Below are 21,339 nucleotides of genomic sequence, written 5' to 3'. Positions count from 1 at the left end.
CAGTTTAGGTGCCACCCCCTCGCCCTCCGGGAGAGGGGCAGGGGTGAGGGCCTTGCCGGGAGGCGACATGACCCCATGTGGCAACACCCCTCACCCGGCCTCCGGCCACCCTCTCCCAGAGGGAGAGGGGACTCGAAACATGGGTAAGCAGCGGGATCGAGCGACGGGTTACGCCGAGACGGAGGTGGGCAGGTCGCCGGTAGCCATGCGGCGCAAATGGGTGATGTCCCGCAGCGGCGGGGTCCCGAAAAGGCGGCTGTACTCCCGGCTGAACTGGGAGGCGCTCTCGTAACCGACGTTGAAGGCGGCGGTGGTGGCGTCGAGGCGTTCGGTCAGCATCAGGCGCCGGGCCTCGTTCAGGCGCAACATCTTCTGGTACTGCAACGGGCTCATGGCGGTCAGCGTCCGGAAGTGGTGGTGAAAGGTGGAAGTGCTCATGTTGACCTTGGTCGCCAACTCGTCGATGCGCAGCGGGTTGGCGAAGTTACCCTTCAGCCAGTCGATGGCCCGGGCGATCTGCTGGCTCTGGCTTCCCGCCGAGGCGATCTGTCTCAGGCGCGCCCCCTGGTCGCCAACGAGCAACCGGTAGATGATCTCGCGCTGAATCATCGGCGCAAGAATCGGGACGTCCTTCTCCTCGTCAAGCAGGTCGAGCAGCCGCTGGAAGGCGCTGATGAGCGGCACCGTCACCTCGCCGACCGCCATGCCGCGGCTGGACTGCTGGGTACGGGGCTGGGGGAGGTTGCTATCCAGCATGAGCTGGGACACCTCGCGCAGATCGAGCATGAGCCGCAGGCCGAGGTAGGGCTTTTCGGGGCTCGCCTCGATGATCTGCACCACCGTGGGCAGATGCACGGACGTGATCAGGAAGTGATTGGCATCGTAGACCAGGGTCTCATCACCGAGCTGGACGCGCTTGGCTCCCTGCGCCACCAGGCAGACACTGGGCTCGTACATACCACTCACCGGCTCGGTCACTGCTTCCCTTTTGAACAATGACAGCCCCGGGACTGGTGTCTCGAACAACTCTCCCTGTTCGGTCCATCGGGCAACGCTCCGCCTCAAACTTTCAATAGCTTCTTCCATTCCGTTGGCCTCCAACCATCAGCCCAACCGGCTGTTTTAACAACTCTTTGACCTGACCCATCCTAACCAAGCCCCGTCCCCATTACAACATTTTTCGAAGCCTCCGGAGGATCAGGCAAAAATCAGACAGGATCGGTCTACCCACCTTTTATGTTTAAGAGCTAGGATCACATCATCGCAAAAAGGCAGACATCTTGGCCAGACTGGAGCATGGGGCACGATGCGATAGAATTTGCCGGAATATCGACTGTCACAGCACCGCCCCCTGCTTCCATAACAACTACCACAATGACTCAAAGGAGACCAAAATGCAAAAGCGCAAACTGGGGAACAGCGGGCTGGAAGTTTCCGCCCTGGGTTTAGGCTGCATGGGGATGAGCTTCTCGTATGGCCCACCTAAGGATAAGCAGGAAATGATCACCCTGCTGAGAACGGCTGTCGAGCGCGGCGTCACCTTCTTCGATACCGCCGAGGTCTACGGCCCGTTCACCAACGAGGAACTGGTCGGCGAGGCCCTCGCCCCCGTGCGGAACCGGGTGGTGATAGCGACCAAGTTCGGCTTCGACATCGCCCCCGGGAAGGATCCCAGGGGGATGAAGGGTGCCACTCCGGCACTGAACAGCCGCCCCGAGCACATCAGGGAAGTTGCCGAAGCCTCCCTGAAGCGACTCAAGATCGACGCCATCGACCTTTTCTACCAGCACAGGGTCGACCCGGACGTGCCTATCGAAGAGGTCGCGGGTGCGGTAAAGCAGCTGATCCAGGAGGGGAAGGTGAGGCATTTCGGTCTCTCCGAGGCGGGCGTGCAGACCATCCGTCGCGCCCATGCCGTGCAGCCGGTGGCCGCGTTGCAGAACGAATACTCCCTGTGGTGGCGCCGCCCCGAGGCGGAGATCCTCCCCACGCTGGAAGAGCTGGGCATCGGCCTGGTCGCCTACAGCCCGCTCGGGAAGGGCTTTCTGACCGGCAAGATCGACGCCAGCACCACCTTCGACAGCACCGACTTCCGCACCACCCTCCCCCGCTTCACCCCGGAGGCACGTCAGGCGAACCAGGCCCTGGTGGACCTGTTGGGCGAAATCGCTGCTCAGAAAAAAGCCACACCCGCGCAGATAGCCCTCGCCTGGCTGCTGGCACAAAAACCGTGGATCGTGCCTATTCCCGGGACAACGAAACTGGAGCGCCTGGACGAGAACGACGGCGCCGTCGACATCAGCCTGAGCGCCGACGACCTGCGCCAGATCGACTCCGCCGCCGCGAAGATTCACGTGGAGGGGGACCGCTACCCCGAGATGCTGGAAAAGCTCACCAACCGGTAACAATGAAACATCATCACCATTAATCTCTTACGATCCCCTCTCCCTTCGGGAGAGGGTGCCCGAAGGGCGGGTGAGGGGGCTGCCCCCTACTGACATTTTGCCCTTGGCAACGCCCTCACCCTGGCCCTCTCCCGGAGGGAGAGGGGATGTGGACAAAAGCAGCGGCATCATAACACTCACCAAAAGATAAGGAGGATCAACCATGTACAAGGCAAAAGCATATTCCGCCGCCAGCGCGACTGCCCCGCTGGCATCGACCACCATTCAGCGCCGCGAACCGACCGACCGCGACGTCCAGATCGAAATCCTTTTCTGCGGCATCTGCCACTCCGACCTGCACACCGTGCGCGACGAGTGGAACAGCGTCATGCCCACCATCTATCCCTGCGTGCCGGGACACGAGATCGTGGGGCGCGTCACCAAGGTCGGCTCCGCGGTAACCAAGTTCAAGCCGGGCGACCTGGCCGGCGTCGGCTGCCTGGTGGATTCCGATCACAGCTGCCCGAGTTGCGAGGCAAACCTGGAACAGTTCTGCACCAACGCGACCTTCACCTACAACTCGCCTGACAAGCACCTGGGCGGCGTCACCTATGGCGGGTACTCGGACAGCATCGTGGTCGACGAGCACTTCGTACTGCGTGTTCCCACCAACCTCAACCTGGCCGGCGTGGCGCCGCTGCTTTGCGCCGGGATCACCACCTATTCGCCCATCCACCGCTGGGGCGACATCAAGGGTAAGAAGGTCGGCGTGGTCGGCCTGGGGGGACTCGGGCACATGGGCGTGAAATTCGCCAAGGCATTCGGCGCCCACGTCGTGGTCTTCACCACCTCGCCCGGCAAGAAAGAGGACGCCCTGCGCCTTGGCGCCGACGAGGTGATCATTTCCACCGACGCCGAGCAGATGAAGCAGCACGCAGGCACGTTCAACTTCATCCTCGACACCATCGCCGCGGATCACGACCTGAACGCCTACATCCACATGCTGGGACTGGAGGGGAACATCACCTTGGTGGGCGCGCCGGACAAGCCTCTCGCCCTCTCCTCCTTCGCGCTGCTCTTTGGCAGGCGTAGCGTCTCCGGCTCCCTCATCGGCGGCCTCGCCGAAACCCAGGAGATGCTCGACTTCTGCGGAGAGCACAACATCACCTCCGACGTCGAGATCATCCCGATCCAGAGGGTGAACGAGGCCTACGAAAGACTGGTCAAGTCGGACGTGAAGTACCGCTTCTCTATCGACATGGCCTCGCTGAAAGCGGAGTAAAAGGCAAAACTAAAAGGCAAAACCATTGGCCACGGAGAAAATCTGGGGAAAGAGATCTGAGAGAGGCAAAACCATTCCTGATTGGGCAATGTTCCGCTATTACCCTCTCCCTCCGGGAGAGGGTGCCCGAAGGGCGGGTGAGGGAGGTGCCACGAAGCGGGATCATTGCCTATTGCAGCGCCCTCACCCCAGCCCTCTCCCGGAGGGAGAGGGGGATGGGCATCTTGGCTGGCATAAGCTGCCACAACCGGCAGCTATTTTCTTTAGGAGGCGGACATGACGAGGGACAACGAGGAAACACGCCAGCACGAGACCACCTTCTCACGACGGGAATTCCTGAAGGGAGTCGGTGTTGGGGGCGGCGCGCTGGTGCTGTTCGGACAGTTCGGGATTCACTCGGCGGCCTGGGCGCTGTCGGGCGAACCGGCCCTGAAGATGGTCGTGGTGGATTACAACAAGTGCACGGGATGCCGGACCTGCGAAACGGCGTGCTCGTCGCGCAACAACCCGGCATCGGTCGCGGGCAAAGAACTCCCCGGCTTAGGCAATCCCTACTTCGCCAACATCAAGGTCCACAACTTCAACCCGGATGTGGACGTTCCCAATGTCTGCGCCATGTGCGCCGACACCCCTTGTGCCAAGGCGTGCCCGGTGGAGCCGGATGAGAAAACGGGCCGGCGCGCCTTCTACCGGGACGATGCGAGCCACACCATGCGCAACGACACCAGCCGCTGCATCGGCTGCGGCAGCTGCGCCAAGGCCTGCGCGTCGCAACGCACCGGCGTCATCCGCCCCAACCCGGAGACGGGGAAACCGGAGCGTATGTGCACGCTGTGCGGGGGCGACCCGCAGTGCGTCAAGCGCTGTCCCTTCGGGGCGCTCTCCTACGTCGAGGTGCGACGCGACAGGAAATTCTACGGCCTCGGGCCGGAAAAGATAGCTGCTGAACTGGCCAGGAACTGGTACGGGACGGCAGGGTTCGGAGGTGTGAAATGAGCGGCAAACCGGGATACCACGGCAGGATCCTTGAAGTTGACTTGAGCTCCGGAAAGTCCAGGACCGTTGCCATTCCTTTCGAGGACCTGGACAAGTTCGTGGGGGGGCAGGGACTGGGCATGAAGCTACTCTGGGACCGGCTCAAAAAGCCGGGCGTCGACGCGCTCTCCCCGGAAAACCCGCTCATGTTCGTGCCGGGGCCGTTTTCGGGACTCCCCGTCCCCTCTTCGTCCCGGACCTGCGTGGTCACCAAGTCGCCGATCACGGCTCCACTGAAGTCAGAACATCGCCATGCCTCCACCGTCACCTACTCCAACATGGGGGGCTTCTTCGGCCCGGAAATCAGGTTCGCGGGGTACGACGGGCTGGTGGTCACCGGCAGGGCGAGGGAGCTTTCCTACATCGTCATCGACGACGACAAGGTGTCCATCCGCGACGCCAGGAAGTTCAAGGGGATGCGGACCGACGCCTTCGACAAGGCCTTCCTGGAAGAACTGGGCGACCGGAAATACAAGACGGTCTACATCGGGCCGGCGGGTGAGAACCTGGTCCCCTACTCCAGCATCATCCACACCGCGGGGCGGGCCGCAGGGCGCGGCGGATCGGGCTGCGTCATGGGTTCCAAGAATCTGAAGGCCATCGCGGTCAAAGGTTCCGGCCAGCCGGGCGTTGCCGACCACGAACGGTTCCTCAGCGCACTGGAAAAGGCCCGGCGCGCACTCTACGGGACGACCTACGCCAAGTCGTGGGCCGAGCAGGGGACTGCCAGGGCCATCGTCGGCAACAGCAACGCCGGGACCGAGTCGGTGCGCAACTACCGCGAGGGGACCTTCACCGAGGCGGACAAGATCGGCGGCGACGCGGCGCGGCGCGACGTCTGGGTGAGGGACTTCGCCTGTTACTGCTGCCCGCTCGCCTGCAAGAAAAGCGGCGTCACCAAGGGGAAGTACGGCGGCGTGGTGCACGACGGCCCCGAGTACGAGACCGGCGTCATGCTCGGCTCCAACCTGATGATCTCCGACATGCCCGGCCTGTTGAGGGCGATCTACAACATCGACGACCTGGGACTGGACCAGATCTCCACCGGCAACGTGATCGGTTTCCTGATGGAGGCCTACGAGAAGGGAATGATCGACCGGAAGTTCCTGGACGGCATCGACCTCAAGTGGGGGAGCGTGGACGCGACGCTGGCCATGATCGAAAAGATCGCCGCCAAAGATGGCGTGGGGGCCCTCGCCGCCCAGGGTGTGGCGAACCTGTCCCGCCGCATCGGACAAGGGAGCGACAAGTTCGCCATACACGTAAAGGGGCTGGAACTCGCGGCGCACAACATCCAGGGCAACCAGCCCAGGGCACTTTCCTACGTCACGGCGTCCCGGGGTGCCTGCCACATGAGCGGCGATGACATCGCCATGCAAAACAGGCGCGCCATGCTCGACTCGACCGGGATGTGCTTTTTCCCGACCTTCGAACCGGCGCTGGAAGAGCCCATGCTTGAACTGCTAAGCGCGATCACCGGCCACGAGTACGACAAGGCGGAGTTCGAAAAGGCGGGTGAGAGGATCTTCAACCTGGAGAAAATGTTCAACTATCGCGAAGGTTTCCGCCGGGGCGACGACAAGCTCCCCGACCGTTTCTTCGAGGACGCCTTCACCATCGGCGCCAAGAAAGGGGCGGTGCTGGATCGCAAGAAATTCGAGGACATGCTGACCACGTACTACCGGGACCGCGGGTGGGACTCGGAGACCACCAAGCCGAGCGAGACCAAGCTCCAGGAACTGGGGCTGGAAAATATATAGCAGGAGGGGACTGGCTCCGCCAGGTGCCTGTCCCCTTAGCGCTTGGGGAAGGTGGCTGAGCTGAAAGGAGCGTTCCGCTAAAGGGACAGGCACCTAACAGAGCCAGTCCCTTCTGCTGCGGGCACGTAGCCGCATGCTCCCGGAATTCAGAAGAGCAATATTAAGAGGGTTATTTGATGACGACAGAAAGCAATAAGGCAAGTTTCGGGGGGTGGAAGGTGCTGACCGTCTACTTCTCGCATTCAGGGAACACCAGGGAATGTGCCCGGCAGATCAACCAGATGGCGGGTGGCGACCTGCTCGAACTGATACCGACACAACCGTATCCCACAGACTACGACACCGTCGTGAGCCAGGCAAAGCAGGAGCTGCGGGCGGAGCACCGGCCCGAGTTGAAGACAAAAGGCACTGACGTCAACGACTACGACGTCGTCTTCGTCGGCTCGCCGAACTGGTGGAACACGGTAGCGCCGCCGGTCATGACGTACCTGGCTGGACATGATTTCAGCGACAAGGCTATCGTGCCGTTCATCACGCATGAAGGAACCGGCTTGGGGCAAAGCGCGCGGGACATCAGGGATCTCTGCCCGGGCGCCACGATCCTGGAAGGCCTCGCCATTCGTGGCGGCGAGGTCAACCGCGCCGGGCACAAACTATCGGACTGGCTCCGCAAGCTCGGCATAGCGGAGGCGGCGTGACGAGCTGCACAGGGAGAAAACAATGACAAAACCTGAAGCAGCAAAGGGAATGAGCGATCTGGAGGCGGTGGCTCCGGACTTTGCCAGGCTGACCAAGGATTTCCTGTTCGGGGAGATCTGGGAGCGGCCGGAGTTGTCGCCGCGGGACAAGAGCCTGATCACGGTTACCTGCCTGGTGGCGCTGAACCGGATCGAGCAGGTGGAATTTCATCTCAAGAAGGGGCTGGAGAACGGGCTGACCAAGGAGGAGCTGGTGGCGGCCATCACGCACATCGCGTTCTATGCCGGCTGGCCGACGGCAGCCTCGGGGTTCGCCCACCTTAAAAACGTACTGGACGGATTGGAGGAATAAGACCAAGGGGCGAATAATCATTCGCCCGCCGTTACCGCACCCGGCACCTCGGGCAGAAGGGACTGGCTCCGAGGGGCCTGTCCCTTTAGCGGAACGCTCCTTTCTGCTCAGCATTCTAAGGGGACAGGCACCTGGCGGAGCCAGTCCCCTCGCCCGTTTCCCCATACCTCTCCGCCATGTACGAGCTGCGCACATAAGGGGCGCTTTCGACGTGGAGCAGGCCGGCGGCTAGCGCCTGCTCTTTCAGCCTCTCGAACCGCTCCGGCTCGACAAACTGCTGCACCGGGTAGTGCTGCCGGCTGGGCGCAAGGTACTGGCCGAGACTCAGGTAGCTGCACCCCGCCTCCACCAAATCCTTGAACACCGCGAGCAGTTCATCCTCTTCTTCCCCCAGCCCGAGCATCAGTCCCGATTTCGTCTTCAACGCCGGTTCCAGCCGGTGGGCGTCGGCCAGAAGCCGCAAGGACCTCTGGTAGTCGGCGCCGGAGCGGATGGCGTAGAGCCTCGGTACCGTCTCCAGGTTGTGCCCCAGGATGTCGGGCGCACTGGCCAGCACGGTCTTCAGCGCCTCCTGGTCCCCCTGGAAATCCGGGATCAGCAACTCGACCTTCGTATCCGGCGAGGCCGTGCGAATGGCGGCCACGGTGCTGGCGTACTGACCGGCGCCGCCGTCGGGGAGGTCGTCGCGGGTGGGGCTGGTGATCACGACGTGGGAGAGCTTCAAACGGCAGACTGCCTCGGCCACGGCGATCGGCTCGCCCTGTTCCGGCGGCAGCGGCACTTCCTTGGCGACGGAGCAGAACGAGCAAAGCCGCGTGCAGGCGCGGCCGAGGATCAGGAAGGTCGCCTGCCTCTGCCGGAAGCACTCGGTGATGTTGGGGCAGCGGGCCTGCTGGCAGACGGTGTTGAGGTTGAGCTCTTTCAACAGCCCTTCCATCTCCGCGTGTGCAGCCGGGTTCACCTTCTTTTGCAGCCATTCCGGCTTGCGTAAAACCTCCATCTCACCCCCAAAACCATTTCACATCCCCTCTCCCTCCGGGAGAGGGGATTGCATCGTTTGCTTCTAACTCCGCCCCTCGAAGGTCCAACTCGGGCAGCGGTACTTATGTTCCTCCAGCTTCCCCGCGGTCACCATCTCCTGGTCCGTCGGCGGCTCGGGCACCAGGTCGACGCCCATCCGCTCCTGGAAGGAATCGACCAGGAGGCGTTTCAACTCGTCCTGCTCCGGCGTGTGCCCCAGTTCCGACAGGCTCACCGAGCGTGCCGCGCCGGGAGCGGGTTCTTTCAGGTAGCGCAGCCCCTGCTGCACACGGCTTTCCAACGGGATCGACCCGTGCTGCAGGATGGCGCCGGAGAGGCGGCGCTGGGCGTTGCCGCCGATCTTGCGGTCGTTGACCACGACGTCGAATTCCTCTTTGCCGGCGAAGCAGAAGGACGTCCGCTCTCCCAGCCGCTCCTCGGCCGGGTTCCAGTCCACGGCGAAGCGGGCATCGAGTCCCAGGCGCTGGTAGGTGCCAAGCAGGAAACCGCACAGTTTGCGGAAGCCATCCTTGACCCCGGTCCGGTCGCCCAGGTGTTCGGGGGCGCAGACCACGCTGTAAGTCACCTCCGCCGCGTGGTAGATGATGCCCCCGCCGGTCATGCGGCGCACCACCGGCACCCCCTCCTCCCGGCAGAGATCGAGATTAAGCGCGGCAGCGGCGTTCTGGTAGCGACCCACCGAGAGGGTCGCGGGGTTCCAGCCGTAGAGACGCAGCACCGGCCGGGTGGGATCCTTCTGGAAACAGTTGAGGAGCGCCTCGTCCAGCGCCATATTGGCAGGGCCTTCCAGCGGCCCGGTATCTATCAAACGCCACTTACACATCAAAACCTCTAAACCATTAACATGGAGGACATCTGAGGAAATCTGAGAGAAAAAAATACTAAAACGACCAAACCATTAGCCACGGAGAAAATCTGAGAAAATCGGAGAGAGGCAAAAGACTTTTGGGGTACAGCAAAAACCAGAAACATGGGCCATACATCCGCTGCTTCGCTTCAGCCACGGATGCCCGTGAAGTTGTTTTGCCTTTCTCCGTTTTTGTCTTTCCTCAGATGTCCTCAGATTTTCTCCGTGGCCAATGGTTTTGCTTTGTCTCTAAAGGTTCTATTCGCAGCACACCTGCTGCATCCTGGCCGCGCGGGTCTCGTCCAGGCGCCCGACGGGGGTGGTCACCGGCGCCTCGTGCAGCCGCTCCGGGTCCTCCTTGGCCAGCCGCGCCGCCTCCAGCATCACCTCGATGAAGGCGTCCATGGTCTGCTTGCTCTCGGTCTCGGTCGGCTCGATCATGATAGCCTCCTTGACGTTGAGCGGGAAGTACACGGTCGGCGGATGGAAGCCCCGGTCGATCAGGTACTTGGCGACGTCTATGGCATGCACGCCGTTTTGCACCTGGCGGCTCGCGGAGAAGACGCATTCGTGCATGCAGGTCTGGTCGAAGGGGAGATCGTACTCTTCCTTGAGCCTGGCCATGATGTAGTTGGCGTTGAGTACCGCCTGCTCGCTTACCTCGACCAGTCCCTCGCGCCCCAGCATGGTGATGTAGGCGTAGGCACGCGCCATGATGGCGAAGTTGCCGAAGAAGTCGGAAACGCGGCCGATCCCTTCCGGATGATCCTCGACGGCGTAGCTGCCGTCCTCCCTGCGCACGACGCGCGGGGTGGGGAGGAAGCGGACCAGGTCGCCTCTCACGCCGATGGGGCCGCTGCCGGGGCCGCCCCCGCCATGCGGGGTGCCGAAGGTCTTGTGCAGGTTGACGTGGATGACGTCGAAGCCGACGTCGCCGGGCCGCACCTTGCCCAGGATGGCGTTCAGATTGGCGCCGTCATAGTAGGTGAGTGCGCCCCCCTCGTGGGCGATGGCGCAGATCTCGGCGATGTGCGGGTTGAACAGCCCCAGGGTGTTGGGGCAGGTCAGCATCACCGCCGCCACCTCTTCGTTCATCGCCTGCCGGAACAGATCGAGGTCCATGTCGCCGTAGGGAGCGGTCGGAACGGTGACGATCTCGTAACCCGCCATGGCGGCACTGGCCGGATTGGTGCCGTGCGAGGAGTCGGGAACGATGACGTATTTGCGCTTCTCATCGCCGCGCGCCTTGTGGTAGGCCGCGATCACCATGATGCCGGTCATCTCGCCGTGGGCGCCGGCCAGAGGCTGGGTGGTCACCTCTTCCATGCCGGTGATCTCGGCCAACTGGCGTTCCAGCTCATACACGATTGAGAGCGGCCCCTGCACCAGCTTGTCCCCGCCCGGGAGGAGCGCGACCATCGGATGGCAGGATGCGAAAAGAGCACCGGCGTTCTCGGTGACCTTGGTGTTGTACTTCATGGTGCAGGACCCAAGCGGATAGAAGTTGGTATCCACCGAAAAGTTCCTGCGGGAAAGGTTGGTGTAGTGCCGCACCAGGTCCAGTTCGGCCACCTCGGGCAGGCGCACCGGCTCGCGCCGCCTCAACTCGTCCGGGAGGGGAGCGGCGTTGGGAACGTCGCTCAAGGGGACCCTGACGCCGGTGCGTCCGGAGACGGATTTCTCGAAGATCAGCTCCATAACACCTCCTCAAGCAGCGCCGCCAGGCGGTCGATCTCGTCCTTGGTCCGCTTCTCGGTCACGGTCACCACCAGCGCCCGCTCCATGCCCGGATAGTACTGTCCCAGTGGCACACCCGCCGCTATTCCCTTGTCGAGCAGCCGTTGTACCACTTCGGCGGCATCCTTGGGAAGGGCCAAGGTGAACTCGTTGAAGGTGGCGCCACAGTTGAGCAGGTCGACGCCGCGCACGGCGCCGAGCACCGACTTGGCGTACTGGGCCTTGTCGTAGTTCAACCGGGCCAGATCCTCGAAGCCCTTCATCCCGAGGGAAGCGCAGAAGATGAGGCCGCGCAGGGCGCACAGGCTCTGGTTGCTGCAGATGTTGGAGGTGGCCTTGTGCCTCTTGATGTGCTGCTCGCGCGCCTGCAGGGTGAGCACGAAACCGCGCCGCCCCTGGTGGTCGATGGTCTCGCCCACGATGCGTCCGGGCAGATTCCTGATGAAGCGTTTGCGGGTGGCGATGAAGCCGAAGTAGGGACCACCGAAGGAGAGGTGATTGCCCAGGCTTTGCCCCTCGCCCACCGCGATGTCCGCCCCCATTTCGCCGGGGCTGGCGACCAGGCCCATGGCGATCGGGTAACAGGAGACGATCAAAAGAGCCTCGTGGTCGTGCGCCTTCTGCGCCAGCTCCCTGAAGTCTTGGACCGAACCGAAGAAGTTCGGACTCTGCACGATGACGGCGGCGGTCTCGTCGTCGATGGAGGCCATCAGGCGGGCGAGGTCGGAAACACAGCCGTCCGGCGCGACGTCTACCGCCTGGGCGGAGAGGCCGTGCAGGTAGCCGGTGACGATCTCCCGGTGCAGCGGGTTCACCGACCCGTCCAGAATCACCTTGTGCCGGTCGGTGATGCGCAGCGACATCAGCGCCGCCTCGGCCACCGCGGTGCCGCCGTCGTAGAGCGAGGCGTTGGAGGCTTCCAGCCCGGTCAGCCGGCAGATCGTGGTCTGGTACTCGTAGAGCGCCTGGAGGGTTCCCTGCGCGCACTCCGGCTGGTAGGGGGTGTAGGCGGTGTAGAACTCGGCGCGGGAGGCGAGGTGATCGACGGCGGCGGGTATGAAGTGGTCGTAGATGCCGCCTCCGATGAAGGGGGTGACGTCGGCGCCGCAGGAGGCCGCCTTCTCTCGCATCAGTCGCATGAGTTCCAGCTCGGACATGCCGGGCGGAAGGTCGAAGGATTTGGCGCGCAGCTCCGCGGGGATGGGGGCGAAAAGCTCCTCAACGCTGGCCGCGCCGATCGCCGCCAGCATGTCCCGGATGTCATCCGGCGTGTTCGGGCAGTATCCCATGTCACAGTCCTTTCAGGTACTCGTCGTAGGCGGCGGCATCCATGAGCGCGACCAGTTCGGCTTCGTTGACCCCTTCCAGCTTGCAGATCCACCCCTGCGACTCGGCCCCCTGGTTCACCAGTTCCGGGGCGTCGTCCAGCGCCTGGTTCACCTCCGCCACCTTACCCGAGACCGGCGCGTAGATGTCGCTTGCGGCCTTGACCGACTCGATGGCCGCCAGGGCCTCGAACTGTTTGACGCTCTTGCCGATTTTCGGCAGTTCGACGTAGGTGATGTCGCCCAGTTCGTGCGCCGCGTGCTCGCTGATCCCCACTGTCGCCTGCGCCCCCGCCATCTCGACCCACTCGTGCTCCTTGGTGTAGAACTTTGCCATTGGTGCGTCCTCCGTTTATTGGATGAAAAACAAAACGAACAGGGATGAAGGGGATAAAAGGGATAACTGCTAGAGACCTGTCTTTATCCCCTGTATCCCTTTTATCCCTGTTAATGATTTCAGCTTCTGAGCGAGCCGCCGGTGTAGAAGGGGAGCTCCACCACCTGCGCTTCCATCTCGACCTTTTCGTGCCTGATGGTGAGCCGCGTCCCCAGCGCCGCCGCGTCGGGCTTGACCAGTCCCAAGCCGATGCCGCAGGAGAGCATGGGGGAGAAGGCACCGCTGGTCACCACACCTACCTCCTTCCCCTCGTGCAGGATCTGGTAGAAGTGACGCGGCGCGCGGCGGGAGTCCACCTTGAAGGCGACCTTCATCCGCGGCGAGCCCTGCTCCAGCTCCCGCTCCAGGGCCGTCTTGCCCACGAATTCCTTGCTCATATTGACGAAGGTGGAAAGGCCCGCGGTCAGGGGCGTGATGGTCTCGTCCAGGTCGTTGCCGTAAAGGGAGTACCCCATTTCCAGGCGCAGCAGGTCGCGTGCGCCCAGGCCCGCCGGCGCCACGCGCGGATCTTCGAGCAGCAGCCGCCACAGCTCGGCCACCTTGTCCGCGGGAAGGAAGATCTCGTAGCCCAGCTCCCCGGTGTAGCCGGTCCGGCTGACGATGGCATCGCTCCCCAGGATGCTGGTCTTGATGAACTTGAAGAAGGGGATGTCCTGGATAGACGGCCCGAAATGCTGCACCATGATCTCGCGGGAGAGCGGCCCCTGCAGGTCGACCTTGCCGGTGCGGGCGGAGATGTCGGTAAGGGCGGCGGGGTTCTTGAGCCGCGAGCGGATCACGGTGAAGTCGTTGTCGGTGGTGGCGGCGTTGACCACGATCATGGCCTCGTTCTCGGCCAGGCGGAACACGATGAGATCATCGATCACCCCACCCGCATCGTTCAGGAGAAATCCGTAGCGCGAGCGCCCGACAGGGATGGAGCTGACCGAGAAGGTGAAGACATCCTCCAGCCCGTCGGCGACGACGTCACCCTTGAAGAGGAACTCCCCCATGTGGCAGATGTCGAAGAGAGCCGCCTTTTCGCGGCACCACTTGTGCTCGGCGATAATGCCGGAGTACTGGATGGGCATGATCCACCCGCCGAAGGGCGCCATCAGCGCCTTCAAGTTCTCGTGGTCGGCATGCAGGGGGGTCGCCTTGAGCTCTTCCATGACTGACTCCTTTCACTCAATGGTGATTAACATCTACTTAAACAAACAGATCGAAAAGTGCCGACATAAACTGCCTCACACGCTCTATCTCTTTAACTTCTTGCTAAATGCGCCGATATGCATATAATCTAGCCGTTGTTAGGAGAACTCATGGATAAGTCTCAGCTACTAGAAAAGACTGCCGAAAAGCTTTCGCCGTTCGAGACGGCCCACCTGGTAGATTTCGCCCGGCACCTCACCGTGAAGGCCGCACTCTCCAACCCCTGGATCGTCTGTGGTTTCCTGATCGTCGCCTTCTACGCGGTGGTGGTGAGATCGAAATTCGTTCTGGCGGCCCTCTTCACCACCATTTCATTACTGCTCCTGATTCGCTACACCATGCCGGCGGAAGGCGACTCGCTGAACGTTTCTTCGACCCTTCCCTTCGCCTTCGGCGGTCTCGCCATCGGGGCGTTCCTCATCTATCTGTATTTCATCAAGACGGAGTAGAACTTTTGCGCAGAGTAGGCTTTACCACCACCATCCCGCTGGAAGTGCTGGTCGCGGCGAATGTGGTCCCCATCGATCTCAACAACGTCTTCATCACCTATCCCGAAAAAGCCACACTGATAGAAGATGCCGAACTCACCGGCTTCCCCCGCAACGTCTGCGCCTGGATCAAGGGTATCTACGGCGCCGTGGTCGCCAGCGGCGTGAAGGAGATGATCGCCGTCACCGAAGGGGACTGCAGCTACACCAAGGCCCTGATGGAGGTCCTGTCGCTGAACGGGGTGCGGGTCTATCCCTTCGCCTACCCGGCTGGCCGTGAGGCCGGACCGCTCAAGGCGGAAATCGAGAAGCTCATGTCCGTCTTCGGCGTCGGCTGGGCCGAGGTGGGCGAGGCGAAAACGCGCCTGGACCGGATTAGGGCGAAGGTGCACGAGATCGACCGCCTCACCTGGCAGGAGAACCGGGTCACGGGGGAGGAGAACCACTACTTCCAGGTCTGCACCTCCGACATGAACGGCGACCTGGAGGCCTTCGAGGCCGAGGTGGACGCCTTTCTCGCGCAGGCGGCGCAAAGGCCCGAGCGCAAGGAGCGGATCAGGCTGGCCTACCTGGGAGTCCCCCCTATCGTTGCCGGACTCTATGACTTCGTCGAGGAGGTAGGTGCCCGCGTGGTCTTCAACGAGACCCAGCGGCAGTTCTCCATGCCCTACGGCATCCAGGACCTCGTGGAGCAGTACCGCGCCTACAGCTACCCCTACGACATCTTCCACCGGATCGGCGATATCAGCCGTGAACTGGAGAAACGTAAGGTGGACGGGGTGATCCACTATGTGCAATCTTTCTGCTTCAGGCAGATCGAGGATATGGTGCTCAGAAAGAGCATCAAGCTCCCCATTCTGACGCTCGAAGGTGACAAGCCGGGTGATGTAGACGCCAGGACGAAGATCAGGCTGGAAGGGTTTCTGGAATTGCTCGAGGAGCGCAGTTAAAACTCCCTCGGCTGTGCCAAACCCGTGACCAAATATACAATGGCATCTGCAATTGGCAAGCAGCGCCACAAGATAAAACCGCACCGGATACGTCTTGAACAGTATCTGGGCGGCAGGCAATGACAGGAGAAGAGATTCAGGTGTCAGACACTTTGAAGATAGGAATCGATCTGGGGAGCAGGAAGGCGAAGTTCGCACTGATGCGCGGCGACGAGATCGTCAGGCTGGCGGACCTGGACACCATCGCCTTCTACAAGAAGTACGGCAGCATCGTCAACGACGAGTTGTCACTCGATCTGTTGGGGAGCGGCATCTTCAGTGCCGAGGAACTGGCGCAGGCGCAGATCACGGTGACCGGCTACGGCCGCAACAGCATCAACCTGCACGGCGCCCGCGTCATCTCCGAGATCAAGGCCCACGTCGCCGGTGCGCGCACCCAGACCGGCCTTGCCAATTTCACCCTGCTGGACATGGGGGGCCAGGACACCAAGGTGGCCCAGGTGGTGGCCGGCCGGCTCACCGACTTCGTCATGAACGACAAGTGCGCCGCCTCCAGCGGGCGCTACCTGGAGAACATGGCGGCGGTCCTCGAGGTGAGCCTGGACGAGTTGTCCTCCCACTCGGAGGAACCGGTAGCGCTGGACGCGACCTGCGGCATCTTCGGCGAGAGCGAGTTGATCGGCCAGATCCTGCGCGGCTATCCCGTTGCCAGGCTCTGCGCCGGCGTCAACCTGACCCTGGTGAAGCGGGTGATGCCGATGCTGAAGCGCTTTCCCTCCGACACCCTGGTCATCACCGGCGGGGTAGCACTCAATGGGGCCATGGTGGACCTGCTGAAGGGGCAGTGCGGCATGGAGATCGTGATACCGAAGCACCCGCAGCACAACGGCGCCATCGGCTGCGCGGCAAACCCCTAAAAGCTGATTTCAACGCACAGACGCAAAGGCGCAAAGACGGCAAAAACAAAATATTGGTTTTGAACCTCTCGGATTTTCTTTGCGGCTTTGCGGCTTTGCGTTAAAAATTGGTTTCCCGCTGTTTGCAGTTTTCGCTTGAATTTTGACTGCGGCCCGTTTAACCTCGCCGCTTAGATTTGATCCTTGGAGGGCACATGAAAATTGGTAAGAAAGACTGGATCTTCATCGGCATCATAGCTGCCGTTTTCATCATTTTCTACGTCATTTCCGGCGAGGAAAAGACCAAGCGCGTCCCCCTGGACGACACCCACAAGCCTTCCTACGAGCTGTTCAAGAAGACCGGCAGCAAGATGGAGGCGGACAAGGGCTGCCCCGCCTGCCACAACACCAATCCGGGCGGCGTCCCCTTCCCTGCCAAACACCCCGTGAAACCCAAGGACGGGCCGATGCGCTGCCTGTTCTGCCACAAGCTCAAGCTCGCCGGAGTGCAATGACCACGCTGAACCTGACCGGGGAGTTGGAGCGGCTGATCTACGACATCACCCTCCGCTCCCCGGAACTGCACCACATCATCCCCGAAAAGCTGCTGGTCTGCGTATCCAGCGGCAGGACCACCCGCGGCGGCAGCCTCGCCAAGATCCACCCGCTGCGCTTTGCCGGCGGAGAACGCTCGGTCAAGGCCCGGCGCGGCAGGCGCAGCGTCCTGTGCACCATGCCCAGCATCACCCACCGCGGCGAGGAGATGCTCTACGTCATCTATTTCCTGGTCCCCCGCTTCCTGGAGCTCTCTTTCCGCGAGAAGCTGATCACCATCTTCCACGAGCTGTACCACATCTCCCCTGCCTGTGACGGCGACATCCGCCGCTTCCCCGGCCGCAACTACGCCCACGGCTCCTCCACCAAGGCCTACAACCTGTTGATGGGACAACTGGTGGACCGCTACCTGGCTGCCATCCCGGACCCGTCTGCACTGGATTTCCTGGAGGGAAACCTGGCGGTCCTGCGCTCGCGGCACAGCGCCATCGTGGCCCGTCGCCTGCAGGCCCCCCGCATCAGCATCACGCCCGCTTAATGAACAAGCCATTCTTGACTTTTCACTGGCAAAACTATAACTTGGCAGGCATCCACAGAACCGCAGACCCCAAAGGGGGGTAAGACGTCATGCTGAAACTGGACTACACCGTCACCCGCAAATTCGAGGAGCTCGCCGAGAAGGCGAAAAAGGTGAGTTCTTCGCAGCTGATCAACGACATCGCCGCGACCGTCGATTCCAAGCTGTTCCAGGACTGGGCCAACTCGGCGCTTAGTCTTCTGCAACAGATCTTCGGCGAGGAAAGCGCCTACTACCGCAACTTTCAATCGATCTACTCCAAGATCATCAACATCACCTACAAGGAAAGCTTCGACAACTGCCGCGCCATCGTGCAGTCGGCCCGCGCGGAGTACGAAGCCGGAGGCCTGACCGAGATCGGCCTGTTCCTGGACCATGCGGTGCTGGAGTACCTGGGCGGACGGACCTCCGAATTTTTGAAGCGTGGCGACAACCACACCGCCTGCATCCTCGCCTCGGTGCTGCTGGAGCAGGTGCTGATGCTCATCTGCGTCAACAAGGGGATGCCAACCGGCAGCACCGACGAGATGAACGAGGCGCTTTACCGTGCGAAGGCCTACCAGGTGGGGACCTACCAGCGGGTCAAGGACTGGTGCTACATGAAGGCGGATTTCCTGGCAGGACAAGGGGAGCGCTACCGCACCGCAGACGTGGACGAGATGCTGCGCGGCGTACAGCGCTTCATCGCGAAAGAGATAGGGTAAAACAGACTAAGATTAAGATAGAGATAGAGATAGAGACTAGGACCAGAGCAGCAAAAAGGGGAAGCCATACGGCCTCCCCTTTTTTTATTACGCTGGTGATTAGCTACTGCCAAGTTTTCTTAGTCTTAACCTTAGTCTTAATCTAGTTTACTTCGTCACCACACAGTCGATGATGGCGTTGATCCTGCGGTTCTTGGCCCGGCCTTCGGCAGTGCTGTTGTAAGCGACCCGCCTGGTGTAGCCGTACCCCTTGGCGGTCAGGCGGCTCTTCTCGATGCCGAAGTTCTCCACCAGGTAGCGCACCGCGCTTTCGGCGCGCTCGCGGGACAGTTTCATGTTGTACTCGTAGCCGCCGACGTTGTCGGTATGACCTTCGATGATGGCGGTGGTGGTCGGGTACTTCTTCATGTAATCGGCGACCTTGGCCATTTCATCCTTGTACTGCGGCTTGATGTCCGATTTGCCGGTGTCGAATTCTACCACCAGGGCCATGCACAGGCGCTCGGGAGGCTTCACCTCCTTCACGTCGAAGGCGCAGTCGATGATGGCCTCGATGCGGCGGTTCGCCTGGCGCCCCTCGTCGGTGGCGTTGGACGCTACCGGGCGCGCCAGACCGTAGCCGCGGGCCTCGAGACGGGAGCGGTCGATGCCGCAGTTGGCGACCATGTAATCGACGACGGCCTGCGCGCGGCGCTTGGAAAGATCGAGGTTGTACTCGGCGGTCCCCACGCTGTCGGTGTGTCCCTCGATGACGGCGGTGGTGGTCGGGTACTGCTTCATGAATTCACACACCGGCTTGATCTGCTCCTTGTCCTCCTGACGAATGGCGGCCTTGTCGATGTCGAACTCGCCGTGCAGGGTGACGCAGTACTTGTAGTGACCAGGCGTCGGCTCAGCTGCGGGGACCGCCTCCAGGGGCGGCTCCTCGGCGGGCGCCGGTTGCGCCACCGGGGGCGCCGGCTTGGCCACCGCCGCGGGCGCTTCCTTCACGCCGCCGAAGACGAAATCGACGCCGAGGCTGTACTCGAGGTTGTGGAACGACTCGCCGTCTTCCCTGAGGATGAGATGCCGCAGGTCGCCCCTGAGCGCCACCGCGTCGGTGATGAAGTACTTCACGCCCGCGCCGTAATTGAAGGCGGGACGGCTGGTCTCGAACGGACCGGCGGCTTCACGGGACTGCCCGCCGTAGCCGGCCGCCACGTAGGGGACCAACTGGCTGTCCGGCATGAAGTGGTACAGCATGTCGAGATGGTAGTTGTACGCGTCGAGGTCGCCTATGTTGCTGTTCCTCTTGCCTTCGGTGGGGATGTAGTCGAAGACCGCCTCCAGTCCGAAGTGCCGCGTGACGTTGTAGCCGCCGCGCACGCCAAAAGCGGGAGCGGTTTCCAGGTGCTCTTTGCCGATGAAGCTGTAGCCGCCTACAAAGGGTGAGAGGGAGAAGCTTTGTGCCTTGATCTCGGCGTGGGCCTGCGGGAGCAGCGTGAACAACAATGCGGGAACCAGAACAAGCAACAGCAGGTACTTTTTCATCTGACACCTCCTATGTTGTTTAGGCTTCACTGTAAGCAATGAATTGGGGCGAGCGTCCGCGCAGCGCGGTCATACTGATGCAACTGAAGGTGAGGCGAGACAGAGTGGACTTTTGTTGCGAGCAGTTGCTCGCGCCACCTTGGCATTGTGGCTGCCCGAAAAAAATACATCGCAAAGGCTACCACTCATTTACCGCGGCGCAAGAAACTGATGCGCTGAAAGAGAGAGAAGGGAAAATTTAAAAAGGCGCTCCTGCGGGACAGGAGCGCCTTTTTCTGTTGCTGGTCAGTTTCGTTCTAGTCGCAACTGAAGTTGGACTCGATACGGCGGTTTTGCTGTTTTCCGGCAGCGGTCTTGTTGCTGGCCGCGGGCTTTGTTGGGCCGTAACCGACTGCCTTGATACGGTCGGGGGCCACATCGAAGTTCTTGATCAGGTAGTTGCGCACGCTCTCGGCGCGACGCTGGGACAGTTTCATGTTGGCCGCCTTGTTGCCCACGTTGTCGGTGTGCCCTTCGATGGTCCCTTTCGCCTGGGGGAACTCCTTGAGGAATGCGCCCACGGCCTTGAGTTCATCGTGGTACTGCGGCTTGATGTCGGACTTGTTGGTGTCGAACTTGATGTTGATCACCGCGGGCTTGCACAGCTTGGCCGGTTCGGGGACCGGGACCACCACCGGCGGAGGCGGAGGCGGAGGCGGTGCCACGACGGGCGCCGGGGCGGGCGGGGGCGGAGCGACTACGTCGACCCTGGCCAAGCTCTTGGCCGTTCCGCCGGCGCCGTTGCAAACGAGGGTGTAGTCGGCGCTCTGGGCGGGAGTGACGGTCATGGAGCCGGAAGTCGGCACCGGGCCGATGCCCGGCTCGATCACGCACGAGGTCGCGTTGCTGGAACTCCAGGACAGGGTCACCCTTTCTCCCTGGGTGACCGAGGCAGGCGCCACGGACAACTGGTCGGTCGGGGGAGCGGGGGGCGGAGGCGCCACGACGGGTGCGGGAGCCGGCTCCGGCTTGGGAGCGGGGGCTGCCACGGCGACGGGCGCTTCCTTGACGCCGCCGAAGATGAAGTCCATCCCCACGGTGTACTCCAGGTTGTGGAGCCGCTCGCCGTCTCCCATCGGCATCAGGTGGCGTACATCGCCCCTGATTGCGAGGGCGTCCTTCAGGAAGTACTTCGCTCCCAGGCCGTAGTTGAAGGTGGAGTGATCGGCGTCGGCCCCATTGGGGTAATTCCTCGACTGCCCGCCAAAGCCCATGGCGAGGTACGGCACCAGCTGGGACTCCGGCATCAGGTGGAAAAGTGCGTCGAGATGGTAGTTGTACACGTCCACGCCATCCCCGATGCCGCTGTTTTTCTTCCCTTCCGTGTTGACGTAGTCGAAGACCGCCTCCAGCCCGAAGTGCCTGCTGAGGTTGTAGCCGGCGCGCAGACCGTACACCGGCATGGTCTCGAGGCGATCCTTGCCGATGAAGGTGTACCCACCGATGTAGGGGGACAGGGAGAAGCTCTCCGCCTTGACCTCGGCGCGGGCGGCGGTGTGGACGCCCAGCAGCAAGGCCGGTGCGAGAAGAAACAGCACTTTCTTGTTCATC

21 protein-coding genes are annotated in these 21,339 nt (G+C 62.1%); 12 read left to right on the top strand and 9 right to left on the bottom strand.

Features of this window, described 5'->3' with window-relative positions; genetic code table 11:
• Positions 1-168: 168 nt before the first annotated feature.
• Positions 169-1,086: an AraC family transcriptional regulator gene (locus H7687_RS03450; RefSeq protein ID WP_183345128.1), complete on the bottom strand. Its 918-nt coding sequence runs from the start codon at positions 1,084-1,086 to the stop codon at positions 169-171.
• Between the two features lie 308 nt (positions 1,087-1,394).
• Here H7687_RS03450 and H7687_RS03445 point away from each other — a divergent pair, with 308 nt between their 5' ends.
• The 6 genes from H7687_RS03445 to H7687_RS03420 all read left to right on the top strand — a co-directional run bounded on the left by H7687_RS03445 (position 1,395) and on the right by H7687_RS03420 (position 7,511).
• Positions 1,395-2,405: an aldo/keto reductase gene (locus H7687_RS03445; RefSeq protein WP_183345126.1), complete on the top strand. Its 1,011-nt coding sequence runs from the start codon at positions 1,395-1,397 to the stop codon at positions 2,403-2,405.
• Positions 2,406-2,607: 202 nt separating this feature from the next.
• Complete coding sequence (locus H7687_RS03440) at positions 2,608-3,666, top strand: NAD(P)-dependent alcohol dehydrogenase (RefSeq protein ID WP_183345124.1); 1,059 nt, start codon at positions 2,608-2,610, stop codon at positions 3,664-3,666.
• Between the two features lie 276 nt (positions 3,667-3,942).
• A complete protein-coding gene (locus tag H7687_RS03435) occupies positions 3,943-4,662 on the top strand; it encodes a 4Fe-4S dicluster domain-containing protein (RefSeq protein ID WP_183345122.1) in 720 nt (239 codons plus the stop codon).
• A complete protein-coding gene (locus H7687_RS03430) occupies positions 4,659-6,461 on the top strand; it encodes an aldehyde ferredoxin oxidoreductase family protein (RefSeq protein WP_183345121.1) in 1,803 nt (600 codons plus the stop codon). The genes H7687_RS03435 and H7687_RS03430 overlap by 4 nt, the downstream gene beginning before the upstream one ends.
• Positions 6,462-6,637: 176 nt before the next feature.
• The gene (locus H7687_RS03425) at positions 6,638-7,159 is read left to right on the top strand and encodes a flavodoxin (protein ID WP_183345119.1); all 522 of its coding nucleotides are present in this window, start codon (positions 6,638-6,640) and stop codon (positions 7,157-7,159) included.
• Positions 7,160-7,181: 22 nt separating this feature from the next.
• Entirely contained in the window at positions 7,182-7,511 is a 330-nt protein-coding gene (locus tag H7687_RS03420; protein WP_198424604.1) for a carboxymuconolactone decarboxylase family protein, read from the top strand.
• A 115-nt stretch (positions 7,512-7,626) separates the two neighbouring features.
• Here H7687_RS03420 and lipA read toward each other — a convergent pair whose 3' ends face one another.
• From lipA to gcvT, 6 genes are all read right to left on the bottom strand, one after another.
• On the bottom strand, positions 7,627-8,511 hold the full coding sequence (gene lipA, locus H7687_RS03415; RefSeq protein ID WP_183345116.1) for a lipoyl synthase: 885 nt from the start codon (positions 8,509-8,511) through the stop codon (positions 7,627-7,629).
• A 63-nt stretch (positions 8,512-8,574) separates the two neighbouring features.
• The gene (locus tag H7687_RS03410; RefSeq protein ID WP_183345114.1) at positions 8,575-9,375 is read right to left on the bottom strand and encodes a lipoate--protein ligase family protein; all 801 of its coding nucleotides are present in this window, start codon (positions 9,373-9,375) and stop codon (positions 8,575-8,577) included.
• A gap of 282 nt (positions 9,376-9,657) precedes the next feature.
• The gene (gcvPB, locus tag H7687_RS03405) at positions 9,658-11,097 is read right to left on the bottom strand and encodes an aminomethyl-transferring glycine dehydrogenase subunit GcvPB (protein ID WP_183345112.1); all 1,440 of its coding nucleotides are present in this window, start codon (positions 11,095-11,097) and stop codon (positions 9,658-9,660) included.
• Positions 11,088-12,425, bottom strand: coding sequence for an aminomethyl-transferring glycine dehydrogenase subunit GcvPA (gene gcvPA, locus H7687_RS03400; RefSeq protein WP_183345110.1), 1,338 nt, complete (start codon positions 12,423-12,425; stop codon positions 11,088-11,090). Before gcvPA ends, gcvPB begins: the two co-directional genes overlap by 10 nt.
• 1 nt (position 12,426) lies before the next feature.
• Positions 12,427-12,798: a glycine cleavage system protein GcvH gene (gcvH, locus tag H7687_RS03395; protein ID WP_183345108.1), complete on the bottom strand. Its 372-nt coding sequence runs from the start codon at positions 12,796-12,798 to the stop codon at positions 12,427-12,429.
• Positions 12,799-12,917: 119 nt separating this feature from the next.
• The gene (gene gcvT, locus H7687_RS03390; protein WP_183345106.1) at positions 12,918-14,009 is read right to left on the bottom strand and encodes a glycine cleavage system aminomethyltransferase GcvT; all 1,092 of its coding nucleotides are present in this window, start codon (positions 14,007-14,009) and stop codon (positions 12,918-12,920) included.
• A gap of 150 nt (positions 14,010-14,159) precedes the next feature.
• On the opposite strand from gcvT, the gene H7687_RS03385 reads away from it, so the two are divergent.
• The 6 genes from H7687_RS03385 to H7687_RS03360 all read left to right on the top strand — a co-directional run bounded on the left by H7687_RS03385 (position 14,160) and on the right by H7687_RS03360 (position 18,219).
• Positions 14,160-14,498, top strand: coding sequence for a hypothetical protein (locus H7687_RS03385; RefSeq protein WP_183345104.1), 339 nt, complete (start codon positions 14,160-14,162; stop codon positions 14,496-14,498).
• Between the two features lie 5 nt (positions 14,499-14,503).
• On the top strand, positions 14,504-15,487 hold the full coding sequence (locus tag H7687_RS03380; protein ID WP_183345102.1) for a 2-hydroxyacyl-CoA dehydratase family protein: 984 nt from the start codon (positions 14,504-14,506) through the stop codon (positions 15,485-15,487).
• Between the two features lie 140 nt (positions 15,488-15,627).
• Positions 15,628-16,404, top strand: a complete 777-nt coding sequence (locus H7687_RS03375; protein WP_183345100.1) for an acyl-CoA dehydratase activase — start codon at positions 15,628-15,630, stop codon at positions 16,402-16,404.
• A 194-nt stretch (positions 16,405-16,598) separates the two neighbouring features.
• Positions 16,599-16,898 carry a cytochrome C gene (locus H7687_RS03370; RefSeq protein ID WP_183345098.1) on the top strand — a complete coding sequence of 100 codons (300 nt, stop codon included), beginning with the start codon at positions 16,599-16,601 and terminating at the stop codon, positions 16,896-16,898.
• Positions 16,895-17,476 (top strand): putative metallopeptidase, encoded by a 582-nt coding sequence (locus H7687_RS03365; RefSeq protein WP_183345096.1) that lies wholly within the window; start codon positions 16,895-16,897, stop codon positions 17,474-17,476. The genes H7687_RS03370 and H7687_RS03365 overlap by 4 nt, the downstream gene beginning before the upstream one ends.
• Before the next feature lie 89 nt (positions 17,477-17,565).
• Complete coding sequence (locus H7687_RS03360; RefSeq protein ID WP_183345094.1) at positions 17,566-18,219, top strand: hypothetical protein; 654 nt, start codon at positions 17,566-17,568, stop codon at positions 18,217-18,219.
• A 147-nt stretch (positions 18,220-18,366) separates the two neighbouring features.
• On the opposite strand, the gene H7687_RS03355 is transcribed toward H7687_RS03360, so the two are convergent.
• Positions 18,367-19,749, bottom strand: coding sequence for an OmpA family protein (locus H7687_RS03355; RefSeq protein ID WP_183345092.1), 1,383 nt, complete (start codon positions 19,747-19,749; stop codon positions 18,367-18,369).
• A gap of 296 nt (positions 19,750-20,045) precedes the next feature.
• Entirely contained in the window at positions 20,046-21,338 is a 1,293-nt protein-coding gene (locus H7687_RS03350) for an OmpA family protein (protein ID WP_183345090.1), read from the bottom strand.
• Position 21,339 lies beyond the last annotated feature (1 nt).

Origin of the sequence: Geomonas paludis (genome assembly GCF_014193585.1) — a bacterium.
Lineage (GTDB): Bacteria > Desulfobacterota > Desulfuromonadia > Geobacterales > Geobacteraceae > Geomonas > Geomonas paludis.
Note: the sequence above shows the minus strand (reverse complement) of the source record. Positions and strands in the feature narration are given on the sequence as shown.

Bases quoted from the DNA above. Each gene is read 5' to 3' on its own strand.
- H7687_RS03365 (WP_183345096.1), top strand. From the start codon at position 16,895: ATGACCACGCTGAACCTGACCGGGGAGTTGGAGCGGCTGATCTACGAC.
- H7687_RS03355 (WP_183345092.1), bottom strand. From the start codon at position 19,749: ATGAAAAAGTACCTGCTGTTGCTTGTTCTGGTTCCCGCATTGTTGTTC.
- H7687_RS03360 (WP_183345094.1), top strand. From the start codon at position 17,566: ATGCTGAAACTGGACTACACCGTCACCCGCAAATTCGAGGAGCTCGCC.
- H7687_RS03445 (WP_183345126.1), top strand. From the start codon at position 1,395: ATGCAAAAGCGCAAACTGGGGAACAGCGGGCTGGAAGTTTCCGCCCTG.
- H7687_RS03385 (WP_183345104.1), top strand. From the start codon at position 14,160: ATGGATAAGTCTCAGCTACTAGAAAAGACTGCCGAAAAGCTTTCGCCG.
- gcvPB (WP_183345112.1), bottom strand. From the start codon at position 11,097: ATGGAGCTGATCTTCGAGAAATCCGTCTCCGGACGCACCGGCGTCAGG.
- H7687_RS03425 (WP_183345119.1), top strand. From the start codon at position 6,638: ATGACGACAGAAAGCAATAAGGCAAGTTTCGGGGGGTGGAAGGTGCTG.
- H7687_RS03450 (WP_183345128.1), bottom strand. From the start codon at position 1,086: ATGGAAGAAGCTATTGAAAGTTTGAGGCGGAGCGTTGCCCGATGGACC.
- H7687_RS03440 (WP_183345124.1), top strand. From the start codon at position 2,608: ATGTACAAGGCAAAAGCATATTCCGCCGCCAGCGCGACTGCCCCGCTG.
- gcvPA (WP_183345110.1), bottom strand. From the start codon at position 12,425: ATGGGATACTGCCCGAACACGCCGGATGACATCCGGGACATGCTGGCG.
- H7687_RS03370 (WP_183345098.1), top strand. From the start codon at position 16,599: ATGAAAATTGGTAAGAAAGACTGGATCTTCATCGGCATCATAGCTGCC.
- gcvT (WP_183345106.1), bottom strand. From the start codon at position 14,009: ATGGAAGAGCTCAAGGCGACCCCCCTGCATGCCGACCACGAGAACTTG.
- H7687_RS03435 (WP_183345122.1), top strand. From the start codon at position 3,943: ATGACGAGGGACAACGAGGAAACACGCCAGCACGAGACCACCTTCTCA.
- gcvH (WP_183345108.1), bottom strand. From the start codon at position 12,798: ATGGCAAAGTTCTACACCAAGGAGCACGAGTGGGTCGAGATGGCGGGG.
- H7687_RS03430 (WP_183345121.1), top strand. From the start codon at position 4,659: ATGAGCGGCAAACCGGGATACCACGGCAGGATCCTTGAAGTTGACTTG.
- H7687_RS03410 (WP_183345114.1), bottom strand. From the start codon at position 9,375: ATGTGTAAGTGGCGTTTGATAGATACCGGGCCGCTGGAAGGCCCTGCC.
- H7687_RS03420 (WP_198424604.1), top strand. From the start codon at position 7,182: ATGACAAAACCTGAAGCAGCAAAGGGAATGAGCGATCTGGAGGCGGTG.
- lipA (WP_183345116.1), bottom strand. From the start codon at position 8,511: ATGGAGGTTTTACGCAAGCCGGAATGGCTGCAAAAGAAGGTGAACCCG.
- H7687_RS03350 (WP_183345090.1), bottom strand. From the start codon at position 21,338: ATGAACAAGAAAGTGCTGTTTCTTCTCGCACCGGCCTTGCTGCTGGGC.